At 67.0% G+C, this 16980-nt stretch carries 12 protein-coding genes; 3 read left to right on the forward strand and 9 right to left on the reverse strand.

The annotated features are described in order from the left end of the window. Positions 1-78 precede the first annotated feature (78 nt). Complete coding sequence (locus tag AAFN46_RS00040; RefSeq protein ID WP_347806635.1) at positions 79-612, reverse strand: PadR family transcriptional regulator; 534 nt, start codon at positions 610-612, stop codon at positions 79-81. A gap of 119 nt (positions 613-731) precedes the next feature. Here AAFN46_RS00040 and AAFN46_RS00045 point away from each other — a divergent pair, with 119 nt between their 5' ends. After that, positions 732-2378 carry an NAD(P)/FAD-dependent oxidoreductase gene (locus tag AAFN46_RS00045; protein ID WP_347806636.1) on the forward strand — a complete coding sequence of 549 codons (1647 nt, stop codon included), beginning with the start codon at positions 732-734 and terminating at the stop codon, positions 2376-2378. A 43-nt stretch (positions 2379-2421) separates the two neighbouring features. Here the strand turns inward: AAFN46_RS00045 and AAFN46_RS00050 are convergent, their stop codons facing one another. The 5 genes from AAFN46_RS00050 to AAFN46_RS00070 form a co-directional block, all read right to left on the reverse strand. After that, positions 2422-3081, reverse strand: a complete 660-nt coding sequence (locus AAFN46_RS00050) for a hypothetical protein (protein WP_347806637.1) — start codon at positions 3079-3081, stop codon at positions 2422-2424. A 136-nt stretch (positions 3082-3217) separates the two neighbouring features. Continuing rightward, the gene (locus AAFN46_RS00055) at positions 3218-3409 is read right to left on the reverse strand and encodes a putative motility protein (RefSeq protein ID WP_347806638.1); all 192 of its coding nucleotides are present in this window, start codon (positions 3407-3409) and stop codon (positions 3218-3220) included. A 15-nt stretch (positions 3410-3424) separates the two neighbouring features. Further along, positions 3425-4072, reverse strand: coding sequence for a peptide-methionine (S)-S-oxide reductase MsrA (msrA, locus tag AAFN46_RS00060; RefSeq protein WP_347806639.1), 648 nt, complete (start codon positions 4070-4072; stop codon positions 3425-3427). 490 nt (positions 4073-4562) lie between these two features. Beyond that, positions 4563-5579, reverse strand: coding sequence for an IS110 family transposase (locus AAFN46_RS00065; RefSeq protein WP_347806640.1), 1017 nt, complete (start codon positions 5577-5579; stop codon positions 4563-4565). 314 nt (positions 5580-5893) lie between these two features. Next, the gene (locus AAFN46_RS00070) at positions 5894-8587 is read right to left on the reverse strand and encodes an EAL domain-containing protein (protein ID WP_347806641.1); all 2694 of its coding nucleotides are present in this window, start codon (positions 8585-8587) and stop codon (positions 5894-5896) included. A gap of 81 nt (positions 8588-8668) precedes the next feature. Here AAFN46_RS00070 and AAFN46_RS00075 point away from each other — a divergent pair, with 81 nt between their 5' ends. Next, a complete protein-coding gene (locus AAFN46_RS00075; RefSeq protein WP_347806642.1) occupies positions 8669-9199 on the forward strand; it encodes a hypothetical protein in 531 nt (176 codons plus the stop codon). On the opposite strand, the gene AAFN46_RS00080 is transcribed toward AAFN46_RS00075, so the two are convergent. The 3 genes from AAFN46_RS00080 to aceE all read right to left on the reverse strand — a co-directional run bounded on the left by AAFN46_RS00080 (position 9165) and on the right by aceE (position 13810). Then, positions 9165-9362 carry a hypothetical protein gene (locus AAFN46_RS00080; protein WP_347806643.1) on the reverse strand — a complete coding sequence of 66 codons (198 nt, stop codon included), beginning with the start codon at positions 9360-9362 and terminating at the stop codon, positions 9165-9167. The genes AAFN46_RS00075 and AAFN46_RS00080 overlap by 35 nt on opposite strands. A gap of 138 nt (positions 9363-9500) precedes the next feature. Continuing rightward, a complete protein-coding gene (aceF, locus tag AAFN46_RS00085) occupies positions 9501-11153 on the reverse strand; it encodes a dihydrolipoyllysine-residue acetyltransferase (protein WP_347806644.1) in 1653 nt (550 codons plus the stop codon). Between the two features lie 11 nt (positions 11154-11164). Continuing rightward, positions 11165-13810: a pyruvate dehydrogenase (acetyl-transferring), homodimeric type gene (gene aceE, locus AAFN46_RS00090; protein ID WP_347806645.1), complete on the reverse strand. Its 2646-nt coding sequence runs from the start codon at positions 13808-13810 to the stop codon at positions 11165-11167. 242 nt (positions 13811-14052) lie between these two features. On the opposite strand from aceE, the gene glnE reads away from it, so the two are divergent. Then, positions 14053-16956, forward strand: a complete 2904-nt coding sequence (glnE, locus tag AAFN46_RS00095) for a bifunctional [glutamate--ammonia ligase]-adenylyl-L-tyrosine phosphorylase/[glutamate--ammonia-ligase] adenylyltransferase (RefSeq protein WP_347806646.1) — start codon at positions 14053-14055, stop codon at positions 16954-16956. Positions 16957-16980 lie beyond the last annotated feature (24 nt).

Consider the following 16980-nt stretch of genomic DNA (forward strand, 5'->3'; position numbering starts at 1 on the left):
GCCTTGCCGCCCGTCTGGCAGCAGCGAGCAGATTCGCGTAGGGCGGGTTAGCCGCAAGGCGTAACCCGCCGAGCAGGGTCAGTCGCTCAGCTCCGCTTCCACCTCGGCCGCCCAGGCCAGCCAGGACTGCTCGCCGAGAATGCCGCGGCGCAGGGTCAGGTAGGGCAGGCGCAGGGCGGCGCGCTGGTCGGCGGGCAGCGCCTGGTAGTCGCGCTCGATGGCCAGCAGGCTGTCCAGGGTCTTGCGGTGAATGGCCACGTGGCGGGCCATCTCCTCGCGCAGGTTGTCCGTGCTGGTGTGCGCGCCTGCATAGAGTTTGACCAGCAAGGCGTCGTTGATCTTGTTCGGCTGTACAGGCTGGCCCAGCCAGCGCAGCAGTTCGGCATGGCCGGCCGGGGTGAGGCGGTGGATCTTCTTGTCCGGGCGAGTCTCCTGGGCCTGCGCCTCGCTCTCCAGCCAGCCGGCCTCGTTGAGCTTCTTCAGCTCCTGGTAGACCTGCTGGTGCTTGGCGTTCCAGAAGTAGCCGAGCCCCTCCTTGAAGCGCTTGAGCAGGTCGTAGCCGCTGCCGGGCTGGCTTTCCAGGAGGATGAGGATGGCGTGCTTGAGCGACATGGGCGGGCTTCGCGACGGACGATGGGCGCAGTATACGGACTATGCAAAAAGTTGCATGGTCTCGATTCGCTGCTAATATGCAAAAACTTGCATAACAACAATCACGCAGGAGCCCTCCCATGAAACGCACCGGTACCCGCTTCCGCCCGCGCCTGGCGCGCGACGACTACGACGTCATCGTCATCGGCTCCGGCATCGGCGGCCTCACCACCGCCGCCCTGCTGAGCCAGCTGGGCAAGCGCGTGTGCGTGCTGGAACAGCATTACACCGCCGGCGGCTACACCCACAGCTACGAGCGCGAGGGCTACGAGTGGGATGTCGGCGTGCATTACATCGGCGAGGTGCACAAGCCCTGGTCGGTGATCCGCCGGGTGTTCGACGTGATCTCGGGCGGCAAGCTGGAGTGGGCGCCGATGGACGAGCGCTACGACCGCATCGTCATCGGCGACAAGAGCTACGACTATCTGGCCGGGCGCGAGGCGTTCAAGGCCGAGATGAAGCGGCACTTCCCCGGCGAGGCGGCGGCCATCGACCGTTACGTCGAGCTGCTTAGCGAGGTCAGCGCGCGGGTGCCGCGCTTCTTCGCCGGCCAGGCCCTGCCGCGTTCGCTGGGCATGCTCTACGCCAAGTTGCGGCGCATGTGGCTGCCGGGCTACTTCTTCCAGAACACCCGCGAGGTGCTGGAGAGCCTGACCAGCAACCAGGAGCTGATCGGCGTGCTCACCGCGCAGTGGGGCGACTACGGCCTGCCGCCGGCCAAGGCCGCCTTCGTCATGCACGCCATGGTCGCCAAGCACTACATCACCGGCGGCAACTACCCGGTGGGCGGCGCCAGCAAGATTTCCGAGACCATCATCCCGCAGATCGAGGCGGCCGGCGGCAACGTCTTCACCTACGCCGGGGTCGAGCGCATCCTGGTCGAGAACGGCCGCGCGGTGGGCGTGCGGCTGCACAAGGATGGCCTGGAAATCCGCGCGCCGCAGATCGTCAGCTGCGCCGGCCTGGTGCCCACCTACACCCGCCTGCTGGCGCCCGAAGTGGCCGCCGAGCACGGCCTGCTGGCGCCGCTCAAGCAGGTCGAACTGTCGGCCGCCACCCTGTGCCTGTACGCCGGCTTCAAGGGCAGCGCCGCCGAGCTGGGCCTGCCGAAGACCAACTACTGGGTCTACCCGGGCCACGACCACGACCGCAACATCGACAGTTTCATGAGCGGGCAGAGCGGCGAGATGCCGCTGATCTACATCAGCTTCCCCTCGGCCAAGGACCCGGCCTGGGATGCCCAGTACCCGCACAAGGCCACGGTGGAGATCGTCGCGCCGACCCAGCCGCAGTGGTTCGCCAAGTGGAAGGGCAGCACCTGGGGCAAGCGCGGCGCCGAGTACGAAGCGTTCAAGGCCGAGCTCACCGAGCACCTGCTGGAGACCCTCTACCGCCACCAGCCGCAGCTGCGCGGCGCCCTGGATTTCTGCGAGCTGGCCACGCCGCTGTCCACCGAGTGGTTCCAGTGGAACGAGCAGGGCGAGATCTACGGCATCGACCATACGGTGCAGCGCTTCGACCAGCACTGGATTCACAGCCAGACGCCGATCAAGGGGCTCTATCTGACCGGCGCGGATACCGTCACCGCCGGCGTTGGCGGCGCGCTGATGGCCGGCGTGCTGACCGCCACGCGGATGCTCGGCTGGCGCGGTTATCGGGTGGGCAGGTTGCTGAAGGGGTGGAAGCCTGCCGTGCAGGTGGATGCCAGCGTGGAGGCCGCAGGCTAGAGAATGAGGCCGCGCATGTCGACTCATGCGCGGCCGGAGTGGCTTACTCGGCGATGCCGTTGATGCTGATGGTGACCCGGTCGCCCGGGTTCACCTGCAGGCCCGCCTGCTTGCAGTCGAACAGGGTTGCCGTGCTCTTGAGCGTCAGGCGCTGGCCGCTGGTGCGGTTCAGGCAGGTGTAGCGTTTGGGAGTGAGGCCGACGGTGCTGACGCCCATGGGGGCCACCATGTTGTAGCTGAGCTCGCCTCGCAGCGCGGGCGTGGCTCCCTCGCAGTGCTGCTCGAAGCTGGCGTTGAGGCCGGTGACCACGCCCTGGTCGTCATAGCTGACGGCGAAGATGTCGAAGCGCCCGGTGAGCGTGTTGCAGCCGCGGCCACTGCCAGAGAAGCTCAGCCCCGGCTCGCTGGCGGCCTGGAAGGGGAAGCGGGTGGCCGCCTCGTAGCTGCCCGGTCGCAGCTGGGCATCGCCGGGTGCGGCCAGGTCCAGGGTCCACCAGGCACTGCCGCTGTTGATATTGAGGGTGATGCCGTTGTCGAAGTTCTTGCTGTAGCGGAAGGTGGCGTTGGCGTCGGTGTAGAGATAGTTCTTGCCCTGGCCGATGTAGTCACCGGCATCGCTCTTCAGGGTCAGGCGGGTGTCGGCGCTGGCGACGCAGCTGGCGGCCAGCAGAAGGCCGGCGACGAGGGGGCGGTATGCGTTCATGCAAGTTCCCTTTGCTAAATGGATGAGGAAGGTGGCCGGTTCCGACTCCGTGCTGGGTTGTCCGTGCCGCCGCCAGAGTATTCCAGTTTCCGGGATTAAAGTCGTGACGAGGAGTCGATTTTGCCTCGATCGCCGGCTAGGCCATCACGTCGATGCGGTTGCCCAGACTGGGTGGATTGCTCGGCGTACTCACTGGAGCCGGCGCGGGCAGCGCATTACCCGCGCCGGCGGCCTGCAGCTCCAAGGTCTTGCGCAGCAGTTGCAGCGAGGCCAGGGCGGAGGCTTGGGCCGCCGCCTGGGTGGCTATCTGGCGGGTGTTCAGTTCCATGGCGGCGTCCTCGTCTCAACCCGGCAGGCACACCCCGGTGCCGCCCAGGCCGCAGTAGCCGCCGGGATTTTTCGCCAGGTACTGCTGATGGTAGGCCTCGGCGTAGTAGAAGGGCGGGGCGTCGGCGATTTCGGTGGTGATGGCGCCCAGTCCGGCCTTCTCCAGTTCGGCCTGGAACTGCGCCTGGCAGGCTTCGGCGGCGGCGCGCTGGGCGGCGTCGAAGCAGTAGATGGCCGAGCGGTACTGGGTGCCGATGTCGTTGCCCTGGCGCATGCCCTGGGTCGGGTTGTGCGCCTCCCAGAACACCTTGAGCAACTGTTGATAGCTGGTCTGCTGTGGGGCGAACACCACCAGCACCACTTCGGTGTGGCCGGTCAGGCCGGAGCAGACTTCCTCGTAGGTCGGGTTGGGCGTGTGGCCGCCGGCATAGCCGACCGCCGTGCTCCATACGCCCGGCTGCTGCCAGAAACGCCGCTCGGCGCCCCAGAAGCAGCCGAGGGCGAACACCGCCTGCTGCAGGCCGGCGGGGAAGGGCGGCTGGAGCGGGTTGCCGTTGACATAATGGGCCGCCGGCACCGTCATGCGTTCGGCGCGGCCGGGCAGGGCCTGTTCGGCGCTGGGCAGTTCGAGTTTGTGGGCGAGGATTTGCGAGCGCAGGACCATGATCTGTTCCCCGTGGTGGCGGTGAGGTTGGCTGTAGCTTACCCCTTTGGGGCAATGCAGAGACGCCGGAGCGGCGTGGATGTTACGGCTCTTGCGGTTCACTTAAGAAAACGCCGCGCCTGCTGCAGACGGGCGCGGCGTTTTGCCGTGCCCTGCTCAAGGCCTGGATGGCTGTCCGCTCTGTGGCGGTACAGAGCCGGCGGCAGGCAGCGCTTCATCCTTTGCCGCGTCCCGGCGCTGCCTCGCCGTAGCCCGTATATGGACTCCTCCTCAGACGCAAGTATCAGGCAGGGGATCAACGCGACCGTATATTCGACTTCATACAGGGAGCCGTCGCTCCCGAGCCTAGATGGGGCGTTCGCTGCTGGAGTGCCTATCGGATGAGCGACCACTTTGTGGGCTGCGGGCTACTCGGCGTTTCTCCAGCCGGATGTGATCCTGATGCCATCTGCCATTGCGCTGTCGGCTGTACCTCCTTGTTGGGAAGGGCTCAGGCTTGTTGCGGCTGAGCTCGGTAAGGCGTGTTCTGCTTGATCACCGCATAGATGATCCGAGCTAACCGGTTGGCTATGGCGACAACGGCGACCGTACGGCGTTTACTTTCCAGCAGTCGCCGAGCCACCTGGCTGATGGCATCCTCACGCCGTTGGCAGTGTCTGAGTACCGCCTGCGCGCCCTGCACCAGCAGGGTTCTCAAGTAGGGATTGCCACGCCGGCTGATGCCGCCGAGTCGTCGATGCTGACCGGAAGCATGTTCACTCGGAGTCAGCCCTAGGCTCGCGGCGAATTGGCGGGCGTCGGCAAACGGACTCAGGTTGGCGCCATACTCGGCCACCATAGCCGTCGCGGTGATCAGGTCCACGCCATGAATACTCTGCACGTGCTGAATAAGCGGCGACGTCCGGCTGGCAGTCTTCAACCGGGCTTCGACGCGCTGGATCTGGGCGTCGATTCCCTCGACCTGGCAGGTGATCTGTCCAAGCAGTTCGAGCACATCGGCCGTAACTTCCGGGTTCGTTTCGACTTCACGCACTTGCTGGATCAGCGCCCCAAGTGCGCGACGCCCTTGGGCGGCAATCTGACCACGTTCGGCCAGCAGACTGCGTGCCTGGTTGAGTAACTGCGTGCGCTGACTGACCAGCAATTCTCGCAAGCGGTGCTGAGCACAGAGGTCCTGCTGGGCAACGGTCTTGACGGGAACAGGGCGAACGCGGCGATCTTGATGGACGGCGAAAATGGCATCGGCATCATTGCCATCGTTCTTGTTGCCGATGCGTTGCTTGTCAACGAACTGGGCGGGCACTCGCTTGACCCGATAGCCCAGCAGCTGCAACCGGCGTCCCCAATAGTTGCTGCTGGAGCAGGCCTCCATCACCACCAGGCAATCGCGGCTGGGGGCGTGAGAAAACAGACTGTCGAACTGACCCCGACTCAGGGTCAGGCGTTGCAGGCAATCACCGCTGGCGGAGAACCCATGAACCTGAAACTTGTGTTTGGCCAGGTCCACACAGTACACCTGGCAGTGGCTAGACGCGCTACGATTCATGGCGGACTCCTCCTCTACTTCGTTTGTCGGTGACCCTTCTCGGATACAGACAATCTGGCACAACGCGATGCCGTCCGTGGGTGGAGGAGTCCATCCCATCAGATGCAATCCGGGAAACAGGTTGCTCCGCTCCCGGATTGCATCCGGGCCACAACCGTGCGCAGGCCTGCCGCCCCCTCTCCCTAACCCTCTCCCCGCTGGGGAGAGGGAACGGATGGCGTGGGGCGCGGCTTATGTGAGCGGCATTACCCTCACCCTGGGGGAGAGGGGAGGACTCAGGCGCCGCGGCAGGGATAGCGGCGCAGGCGCTGCACCAGTTCGCGGCCGGGGATGGGGCGGTCGAACAGGTAGCCCTGGCCGACGTCGCATTGCTGGCGGCGCAGGAAGGCCAGCTGGGCGGCGGTTTCGATGCCTTCGGCGACCACCTTGAGCTTGAGGTTGTGGGCCATGGCGATCACCGCGGAGGTGATCTCCATGTCGTCCTCGTTCTCCGGGATGTCCTTGATGAAGCTGCGGTCGATCTTCAGCACGTCCATCGGGAACTTCTTCAGGTAGCTCAGCGAGGAGTAGCCGGTGCCGAAATCGTCCATCGCCAGGGTCAGGCCCAGGGCCTTGAGCTTGGCCACCTGCTGGCGGGTGTCGTCGCTGCCTTCGAGCAGCAGGCTCTCGGTCAGTTCGACCTCCAGCAGGCGCGCCGGCAGCTGTTCCTCTTCGAGGATGGCGGCGATCGAGCCGACCAGCTCGGGGTCGGTGAACTGCTTGGCCGACAGGTTGATCGCCACCTGGATCTGGCCCATGCCGAGGGCCGCCAGCTCCAGGCTGGCGCGGCAGGCCTGGCGCACCACCCACTTGCCGATGGGGATGATCAGGCCGGTTTCCTCGGCCACGCCGATGAACTGCTCGGGGCTGATCATGCCCTTGTCCGGGTGATGCCAGCGCAGCAGCGCCTCGAGGCCGAGCAGGCGGCCGCTCTTCAGGCACAGCTTGGGCTGGTAGTAGACCTCCAGCTCGTTCTGGGTCAGGGCGCGGCGCAGGTTGCTCTCGATGAACAGGCGGTACTCGGCCTCGGCGTTCAGCGCCTCGGTGAAGATCTGCACCTGGCGCTTGCCGTTGGCCTTGGCCTTGTGCAGGGCCAGGCCGGCGTGCTTCATCAGCACGTGCGGATCGCCGCCGTGGGCCGGTGCGCAGGCCAGGCCGACCGAGCCGCTGACGTTGATCAGCTGGTTGTCGACGAACAGCGGCTTGTCCAGGGTGGCGAGCAGTTCCCGGGCGCTGCGCAGGCCGAGATCCTGCTCGGCGCCGTCGATGATCACGGCGAACTCGTTGCCGGCGAAGCGCGCCAGGCTGGCGCCCTGGCCCAGGCTGTTGCGCAGGCGGCGGGCCAGATTGGCCAGCAGCTTGTCGCCGGTCTGGTGGCCGAGGCTGTCGTTGATCCGCTTGAAGTTGTCGATGTCCACCAGCAGCAGGCTGAAGGCCTGGGTGTCGCGGTGGGCGTAGCGCTCTTCCAGGCAGCGGATGAAGTAGGGGCGGTTGCCCAGGCCGGTGAGGTTGTCGCTGTAGGCCAGGCGTTCGATGCGCTGCTGGGCCAGCTTGGCCTCGGTGATGTCCTCGTAGATGCCGATGTAGTGGGTCAGCTCGCCGTCGTCGTTGTACACCTTGGAGATCGACAGCTGGCCCCAGTAGGGCTCCAGGTTCTTGCGCCGGCTGCGCAGCTCGCCCTGCCAGCTGTTGCGCTCGGCCAGCCCGGCCTGGGCGTCGAGCAGCAGATCGCCGAGGTTTTCCAGGGCCGGCAGCTGGGAGATGCGCCGGCCCTGCACCTCCTCGGCGCCGTACTGGGTGATGGCGGTGAAGCTGGGGTTGACGTACTGCACCAGGCCGTCGCGGTCGAACAGCAGGAAGGCGCTGGCGCTCTGTTCCACGGCGCGCTGGAACAGGAACAGAGCGCTGGTGGCGTCGCGTTTTTGCTGGTGGCTCATGACCTGGGCGAACTGGTCGGCCAGCTCGCCGGCGAAGGCGATCTCGTCGGCCTGCCAGGTGCGCGGCGGGCCGATGTGCTCCAGGCACAGCACGCCGACCACCTCGCCGCCGAGGCGGATGCCGGCGTCGAGCATGGCGCCGATGCCCAGCGGTTTGAGGTAGGCCTGGGTCAGCTCGCTGGTGCGCGGGTCGTGCAGGGCATTGTGCGCGTCGATCGCGCGGCCGCTGTGCAGGGCTTCCAGGTAGCGCGGAAACAGGCTGGCGTCGATGGGCGCCGGCAGCTCGTGGCGGTCGATGTCGCGGCGGTACAGGGCCACCGGCTGCAGGCGCTCGCCGTTGAGGTGCCAGATGCCGGCGCGGGCCACGTCGTAGGTTTCGCAGGCGGCCTGGGTGATCAGCTCGGCGGCTTCCTGCAGCGGGTTGGCCGCGTTATAGCGATGGCGCGCCAGGCGCAGGATCAGGCTCTGCTGGGCGCGCGAGCGGATCAGGTGCTGCAGGTGTTCTTCCTGGGCGTTCTGGTACAGCTCCAAGGAGGTCTTGAGTTTGCCGTTCTGTTCCTCCAGCACCTGCAGGCGCTCCTCGGCCAGGACCTGCTCGGGTTCGGCGCAGACCAGCAGGTAGCCGTGCAGCAACTGGCGGTTGCGCTGGATGTAGGGCTCGCCGACCTCCAGCAGGTGCAGGGCGCCATTGGGCGTGTGCAGGCGATAGCGCACCGAGTAGTGGCCGCCGCCGGCCAGCTGCAGTTGGATCTCGTCGTGCAGACGGTAGCGTGCCTCGGGCTCCATCAGGCTGGCGTAGGGGCAGTCGAGCAGGGCGCAGAGCTCGCCGGCGCTGACGCCGAGCTGGCGTTCGCAGGCGGGGTCGAGGAACAGCAGGGACCAGCTCGGCTCGTTCATCCGTTCGAAGCGCAACATGCCCAGGCGTGACGGCACCGGCAACTGCGTCACAACCTCGGCCGCCGAACGGCTGGCGGCATCGGGATGGCTTTTCATCGAACCACGGGCTTCCAGTATGCTGCCGCTCGGGGCAGGCTAAGGTCTGTTACATCAACCAACGTCGAGCAAGGGTGCATCATGCGGCTGGGACTGACAAGAAGACTGAGCGGGTTGCTGTTGCTGTTGAGCCTGGGGGCGGGCGCCTCGGCGCAGGCCAGCGAGGCCCAGCTGAGCGGCGAGGAGCAGGCGCGCTATCTGGCCGAGCTCAAGCGGCTCTACCTGACCCAAGACGAGCGCAAGGCGCTGCTGGCGCACAGCAACGCACTGCTCGACACCTACGCTCTGCGCGCCGGCTACCAGCTGGGCAAGGCGCCGGCGCAGCGCAACGACCTGCGCTATCAGCTGAGCGTCGCCGGCCCCGGCGAGCTGCTGGTGCGGCGCGAGACGCGCGCCGGGCAGGGCAACAGCCTGGCGGTGAGCAATCAGCGCCTGTCGGTGTTCGGGCTGGATCCCTACATCCGCTACGACTGCCCGACCAACGGTATCTCCTGCGTACTCAACAGCCCGGCCGACGGCAGCCCCTGGATCACCGTGCTGCGCGACCACCAGGGCGCCGCCGACCTGGCCAAGGCGATCAGCTTTCTGATTCGCAATCTGCAGCGGAACTGAAGGGCCTGCCGCAGCGCAGCGGCGGCAGGGGGCGATCGGCCAGGCAGACCTCCTGGGCGATGCGCAGGGCCTCCTCCTCGCTGGCGCAGGGGATGAAGAACTGATTGAGGTAGAGCCGCCACTGGGGCTGCTCGGCGGTCGGTGCGACGACCCGAATCTGCATGGCCATGTCTCCGCGAGTCACCTCAGGCTAGCACTTGGCCATTATTTTTCTATCTCGCGCTTCCGCGCATAAAAAAGCCCCGCCAGAGGCGGGGCCGAGGGGGGGAGGCGTCGATGCCTCAAAGCACTGCGTGATGGGTTACAGCAGCAGGGTGCGGATATCGCCCAGTACGTCGCCCAGGCGCTTGGTGAAGCGCGCGGCGGCGGCGCCGTTGATCACCCGGTGGTCGTAGGACAGCGACAGCGGCAGCATCAGGCGCGGCTGGAAGGCCTTGCCGTCCCACACCGGCTGCATGGCCGCCTTGCTCACACCCAGGATCGCCACCTCAGGCGCGTTGACGATCGGCGTGAAGCCGATGCCGCCGATATGGCCGAGGCTGGAGATGGTGAAGCAGGCGCCCTGCATGGCGTCCGGCGAGAGTTTCTTGCTGCGTGCCTTCTCCGCCAGTTCGGCGGCCTCGGCGGCCAGCTGCAGCAGGCTTTTGCGGTCGACGTCGCGGATCACCGGCACCAGCAGGCCGTCCGGGGTGTCCACGGCGAAGCCGATATGCACGTAGCCCTTGCGAATGATCGCCTTGCCGCTCGGTGCCAGCGAACTGTTGAAGTCCGGCAGCTCCTTGAGCAGGTGGGCGCAGGCCTTGAGCAGCAGCGGCAGCACGGTGAGCTTGACGCCGGCCTTCTCGGCCACCGCCTTCTGCGCCACGCGGAAGGCCTCCAGCTCGGTGATGTCGGCGCTGTCGAACTGGGTCACGTGCGGCACGTTGAGCCAGCTGCGGTGCAGGTTGGCGGCGCCGACCTGCATCAAGCGGGTCATCGGCACCTCTTCCACCGGGCCGAACTTGCTGAAGTCAACGATCGGGATCGGCGGGATGCCCATGCCACCGGCGGCGCCGGCTGCCGGAGCGGCCTTGGCCTGCTGCAGCATGGCCTTGACGTAGACCTGCACGTCCTCCTTGAGGATGCGGCCCTTGGGGCCGCTGCCCGGCACGGCGGCCAGGTCGACGCCGAACTCGCGGGCCAGCATGCGCACGGCGGGGCCGGCGTGCACCTTGCTGCCGTCGCGCACCGGCGCGGCGACCGCGGCAGCGGCGGCGGACAGCGCGGCGATGGCGCCCACTTCGGCGGCCACGGCGGGGGCGGCCCCCGGCGGGGTGCTGTGCACGGCCGGCGCGGCGGCAGGGGCCGCTGCCGCCGGAGCCGGGCTGGCCGGTGCGGCGCCCGCCACCTTGAGCCTGAGAATCAGGTCGCCGGTACCGATTTCGTCATCCAGCTTGACCAGCAGTTGTTCGACCACACCGGCGGCCGGCGCGGGAATCTCCATGCTGGCCTTGTCGGACTCCAGGGTCAGCAGGCTCTGGTCGACCTCGATGCTGTCGCCGGCCTTGACCATGATCTCGATGACCTTGCCCTTGGCGTCGGAGCCGATGTCCGGCACATGCACGTCCTGCACGCTGGTGGCAGCCGGAGCCGCCGCGGGAGCGGGCGCTGCTGCCGGCGCAGACTCGGCGGCCTTGGGCGCCTCGGTGGCTGGCGCTGCGGCAGGTGCGGCCGCCGGGGCATCGCCCTCGACTTCCAGCACCAGCAGCTCGTCGCCCTCTTTCAGGCGGTCGCCCAGCTTGACCTTCAGTTCCTTGATCACGCCGGCCTTGGGCGAGGGCACTTCCATGGAGGCCTTGTCGGACTCCAGGGTCAGCACGCTCTGCTCGGCTTCGATACGGTCGCCGACCTTGACCAGCAGTTCAATCACCTCGCCTTCACCGCCGAGGTCGGGTACGCGAATCAACTCACTCATCGCTACGCTCCTTAGCAGTCCAGGGGATTGGCTTTTTCGGGGTCGATGCCGAACTTGGCGATGGCGTCGGCCAGCACCTTGGCCTCGATCTCGCCGCGGTCGACCAGCGCCTCCAGCGCGGCCAGCACCACCCAGTAGCGATCCACCTCGAAGAAGTGGCGCAGCTTCTTGCGGCTGTCGCTGCGGCCGAAGCCGTCGGTGCCGAGCACCTTGTATTCCTTGCTGGGCACCCACTGGCGCACCTGCTCGGCGAACAGCTTCATATAGTCGGTGCTGGCCACCACCGGGCCATGGCGGCCGCTGAGGCATTCCTGGATATAGGCCTGCTTGGGTTTCTGTCCCGGATGCAGACGGTTCCAGCGCTCCACGGCCAGGCCGTCGCGGCGCAGTTCGTTGAAGCTGGTGACGCTCCACACGTCGGAGCCGATGTTGAACTCGTCACGGAGGATCTTCGCCGCCTCGCGCACTTCGCGCAGGATGGTGCCGCTGCCCAGCAGCTGGACGTGGTGGGCGGCCTCCTTCTTGTCCTCTTCGAGCAGGTACATGCCCCTGATGATGCCGTCCTCGACACCCTGCGGCAGGGCCGGCTGCTGGTAGGACTCGTTCATCACGGTGATGTAGTAGAAGACGCTCTGCTGCTGCTCGATCATCTCCTTGATGCCGTGACGGATGATCACCGCCAGCTCGTAGCCGTAGGTCGGGTCGTAGGTGCGGCAGTTGGGGATGGTCGCGGCCATGATGTGGCTGTGACCGTCCTCGTGCTGCAGGCCCTCGCCATTGAGCGTGGTGCGCCCGGCGGTGCCGCCGATCAGGAAGCCACGGGCGCGGCTGTCGCCGGCGGCCCAGGCCAGGTCACCGATGCGCTGGAAGCCGAACATCGAATAGAAGATGTAGAACGGCAGCATCGGCTGGTTGTGCGTGGAGTAGGAGGTGCCGGCGGCGATCCAGCTGGACATGGCGCCGGCCTCGTTGATGCCTTCCTCGAGGATCTGGCCCTTCTTGTCCTCGCGGTAGAACATCACCTGGTCCTTGTCGACCGGCTCATACAGCTGGCCTACCGAGGAGTAGATGCCGAGCTGGCGGAACATGCCTTCCATGCCGAAGGTGCGCGCCTCGTCCGGCACGATGGGCACGATGCGCGCGCCCAGGTCCTTGTCCTTGACCAGCTGCGAGAGGATGCGCACGAAGGCCATGGTGGTGGAGATGTCGCGCTCGCCGGTGCCGTCGAGGATGGCCTTGAGGGTGTCCAGCGGCGGGGTCGGGATGCTGAAGCTCTGCGCGCGGCGCTGCGGCACGAAGCCGCCGAGGGCGGCGCGGCGCTCGTGCAGGTACTTGTGCTCGGGGCTGCCCGGCTCGGCCTTGACGAAGGGCAGGTTCTCCAGCTCGTCGTCCTTGACCGGGATGTCGAAGCGGTCGCGGAATTTCTTCAGGCTGTCGATATCGACTTTCTTGGTGTTGTGCGCGGTGTTCTTCGCCTCGCCTGCACCGGTGCCGTAGCCCTTGATGGTCTTGGCCAGGACCACGGTCGGCTGGCCCTTGTGGTTGACCGCCTGGTGGTAGGCCGCATAGACCTTGTAGGGGTCGTGGCCGCCGCGGTTGAGGTTCCAGATCTCCTGGTCGGAGAGGTCCTTGACCATCTCCTTGAGCTCGGGGCTGTTGAAGAAGTGCTCGCGCACGTAGGCGCCGTCCTTGGCCTTGTAGTTCTGGTACTCGCCGTCGATCACCTCGTCCATGCGGCGCTGCAGGGCGCCGTCCTTGTCCTTGGCGAACAGCGGGTCCCAGAAACGGCCCCAGACCACCTTGTTGACGTTCCACTCGGCGCCGCGGAACACGCCTTCCAGTTCCTGGATGATCTTGCCGTTGCCGCGCACCGGGCCGTCCAGGCGCTGCAGGTTGCAGTTGATGACGAAGATCAGGTTGTCCAGCTTCTCGCGGCCGGCCAGGGAGATGGCGCCGAGGGATTCCGGCTCGTCGCACTCGCCGTCGCCCATGAAGCACCAGACTTTCTGCTTGCCGGCGGGAATGAAGCCGCGGCTCTCCAGATACTTCATGAAGCGCGCCTGGTAGATCGCCTGGATCGGGCCGAGGCCCATGGACACGGTGGGGAACTGCCAGAAGTCCGGCATCAGCCAGGGGTGCGGGTAGGACGACAGGCCCTTGCCGTCGACTTCGCGGCGGAAGTTGTTCATCTGATCTTCGCTGATGCGTCCTTCGAGGAAGGCGCGGGCGTAGATGCCGGGCGAAGCGTGGCCCTGGTAGAAGATCAGGTCGCCGCCGTGTTCCTCGGTCGGGGCCTGGAAGAAGTAGTTGAAGCCGATGTCGTACAGGGTGGCGCTGGAGGCGAAGCTGGAGATGTGGCCGCCCAGGTCCGGGTCCTGCAGGTTGGTGCGCATCACCATGGCCAGGGCGTTCCAGCGCACCAGCGAGCGGATTCTCCGCTCCATGAACAGGTCGCCGGGCATGCGTGCCTCGTGGCCGACCGGGATGCTGTTGCGGTAGGGCGTGGTGATGGCGTAGGGCAGCTGGGTGCCGCTACGGGTGGCCAGCTCGCCCATGCGGGTCAGCAGGTAGTGGGCGCGGTCTTCACCCTCCTTGTCGAGGACGGACTCGAGGGCGTCCAGCCACTCCTGGGTTTCGACGGGATCGAGGTCTTGCATGGCTTGCTCCAGGGCGGAAAGGCTTCCAGAATCGGAGGCCAGGGCTCGTGCACGCTTTTTGGGCGGGCTACGTGAAGTCGTGATCGGCTGCGGTGCTCGCAGTCGCTTTTGTAGTTTTACTACATTTCGATGGCATCTGTAGAGCCCGGGACACAATTTTTAGTAGTAAAACTACAGTTTTCTGGAAGGGCAGTGGCGCCTGGGTGGAGTCGGGGCTGGCCGCCCGTCCCCAAGGATAGACCATGAGCCTGCCGCCACTGGCCGCCCTGCCGGCTACCCTGATCCCCCTCGCCGAGCGCGCTTCGACACTGCTTCCAGACGCCTGGCCGGACGAGCGGGGCGAGGCCCTGCGGCGCTGCTGCGCGCTCAGCGATTTCGTTCACGAGCAGCTCGTGCGCGACCCCGAGCTGCTGCCGGCCCTCGGCGCCAGCGGCGAGCTGGAGCGGCGCTTTTCCGCCGGCGAACTGCGCGGCCAGCTGCAGGCGCTGCTGGCCGACTGTGTCGACGAGGACGAGCTGGGCCGGCGCCTGCGGCGTTTCCGCAATCGCCAGCAGCTGCGCATCGTCTGGCGCGACCTGACCCGTCAGGCCGACCTTGGCGAGACCTGTCGCGACCTCTCCGACCTGGCCGACGCCTGCATCGACCTGGCCTACCACTGGCTCTACCCGCGCCACTGCGAGCAGTTCGGCACGCCCATCGGCCGGCGCTCCGGCCAGGCGCAGCATCTGGTGATCCTCGGCATGGGCAAGCTCGGCGCCCATGAGCTCAACCTGTCCTCGGACATCGACCTGATCTTCGGCTACCCCGAGGGTGGCGAGACCGAGGGGGTCAAGCGCTCGCTGGACAACCAGGAGTTCTTCATCCGCCTGGGGCAGAGGCTCATAAAGGCGCTGGACGCCATCACCGTGGACGGCTTCGTGTTTCGCGTCGACATGCGTCTGCGCCCCTACGGATCCTCCGGCGCCCTGGTGCTCAGCTTCAATGCGCTGGAGCAGTACTACCAGGACCAGGGCCGCGACTGGGAGCGCTACGCCATGATCAAGGCGCGCGTGGTCGGCGGCGACCAGGCCGCCGGCAAGCAGCTGCTGGAGATGCTGCGGCCCTTCGTCTACCGGCGTTACCTGGACTTCTCCGCCATCGAGGCGCTGCGCGCCATGAAGCTGCTGATCCAGCAGGAAGTGCGGCGCAAGGGCATGGCCGACAACGTCAAGCTCGGCTCGGGTGGCATACGGGAAGTGGAGTTCATCGCCCAGGCCTTCCAGCTGATCCACGGCGGTCGCGACCTCAGCCTGCAGCAGCGGCCGCTGCTCAAGGTGCTGGAGACCCTGGAGGGGCAGGGCTACCTGCCCGCGCCGATCATCGCCGAGATGAAGGAGGGCTACGAGTTCCTGCGCTACACCGAGCATGCCCTGCAGGCCATCGGCGACCGCCAGACGCAGATGCTGCCGGACGACGACGCCGACCGCGCGCGGGTCGCCTGCATCATGGGCTTCGCCGACTGGGCGAGCTTCCACGAGCGCCTGACGCACTGGCGCGGGCGCATCGAATGGCACTTCCGCCAGGTCATCGCCGATCCCGACGAAGAGGAGGGCGGCGAGAGCGAGTCCTGCATCGGCGGCGAGTGGCTGCCGCTGTGGCAGGAGGCGCTGGAGCCGGAGATGGCCGAGCGGCAGCTGGTCGAGGCCGGCTTCGGTGAGCCCGCCGTCGCCCTCAAGCGCCTGCTCGACCTGAAGAACGGCAGCCAGGTGCGCACCATGCAGCGCCTCGGTCGTGAGCGTCTGGATGCCTTCGTCCCGCGCCTGCTGGCGCAGGCGGTGGAGCACGACAATCCGGATCTGGTGCTGGAGCGCGTGCTGCCGCTGGTCGAGGCGGTGGCGCGGCGCTCGGCCTACCTGGTGCTGCTCAGCGAGAATCCCGGCGCCCTGCAGCGCCTGCTGACCCTGTGCGCGGCCAGCCCGTGGATCGCCGAGCAGATCGCCCGCTTCCCCCTGCTGCTCGACGAGCTGCTCAACGAGGGCCGGCTGTTCAAGCCGCCTTTGGCGCCGGAGCTGGCCGCCGAGTTGCGCGAGCGGCTGACGCGCATTCCCGAGGACGACCTGGAACAGCAGATGGAGGCCCTGCGCCACTTCAAGCTGGCCCACGGCCTGCGCGTGGCCGCCTCGGAGATCGCCGGCACATTGCCGTTGATGAAGGTGTCGGACTACCTGACCTGGCTGGCCGAGGCGATCCTCGACCAGGTGCTGGCCCTGGCCTGGCGCCAGACCGTGGCCAAGTACGGCAATCCGCGTCGCGCCGACGGCAGCCTGTGCGATCCGGACTTCGTCATCGTCGGCTACGGCAAGGTCGGTGGCCTGGAGCTGGGTCACGGGTCAGATTTGGATCTGGTATTTATCCACGACGGCGACTCGCAGGCCGAGACCGACGGCGCCAAGCCCATCGACGGCGCGCAGTTCTTCGCCCGCCTGGGCCAGCGCATCATCCACCTGCTGACCACCCAGACCACCTCGGGCCAGCTCTACGAGGTGGATATGCGCCTGCGTCCGTCCGGCGCGGCGGGGCTGCTGGTCAGCTCGCTCGGCGCCTTCCAGCGCTACCAGGAAGGCGAGGCCTGGACCTGGGAGCACCAGGCGCTGGTGCGCGCCCGCGTGCTGGTTGGCTGCCCGCGGGTGGCGGCCGGCTTCGAGCGGGTGCGCGCGGCCATCCTCGAGCGCGAGCGCGATCTGCCCAAGTTGCAGGCCGAGGTCAGCGAGATGCGCGGCAAGATGCGCGACAACCTGGGCAGCCGGGAAAGCGCCGCCGGCACCGCGGCGAATGCCTTCGACGTCGCGACTTCCTTCGATCTGAAGCAGGACGCCGGTGGTATCGTCGATATCGAATTTATGGTGCAATACGCGGCCCTGGCGTGGTCGCGGCAGCACCCGCAGCTGCACCGCTACACCGACAACATCCGCATTCTCGACGGCCTGCGCGATGTCGGGCTGATGCCCGCCGCCGACGTCGAGTTGCTGCAGGAGGCCTACAAGGCCTATCGCTCCGCCGCCCACCGGCAGGCGTTGCAGAAGCAGCCGGGCAAGGTCGGCGGCGACCAGTTCGCCGAGGAAAGGCGCGCGGTGATGCGCCTGTGGCGCGAACTGGGGCTCAGCTGAACCCGCGATTTGAACGAGACGAAC

This window comes from Pseudomonas sp. CAU 1711, assembly GCF_039888625.1.
GTDB lineage: Bacteria > Pseudomonadota > Gammaproteobacteria > Pseudomonadales > Pseudomonadaceae > Aquipseudomonas.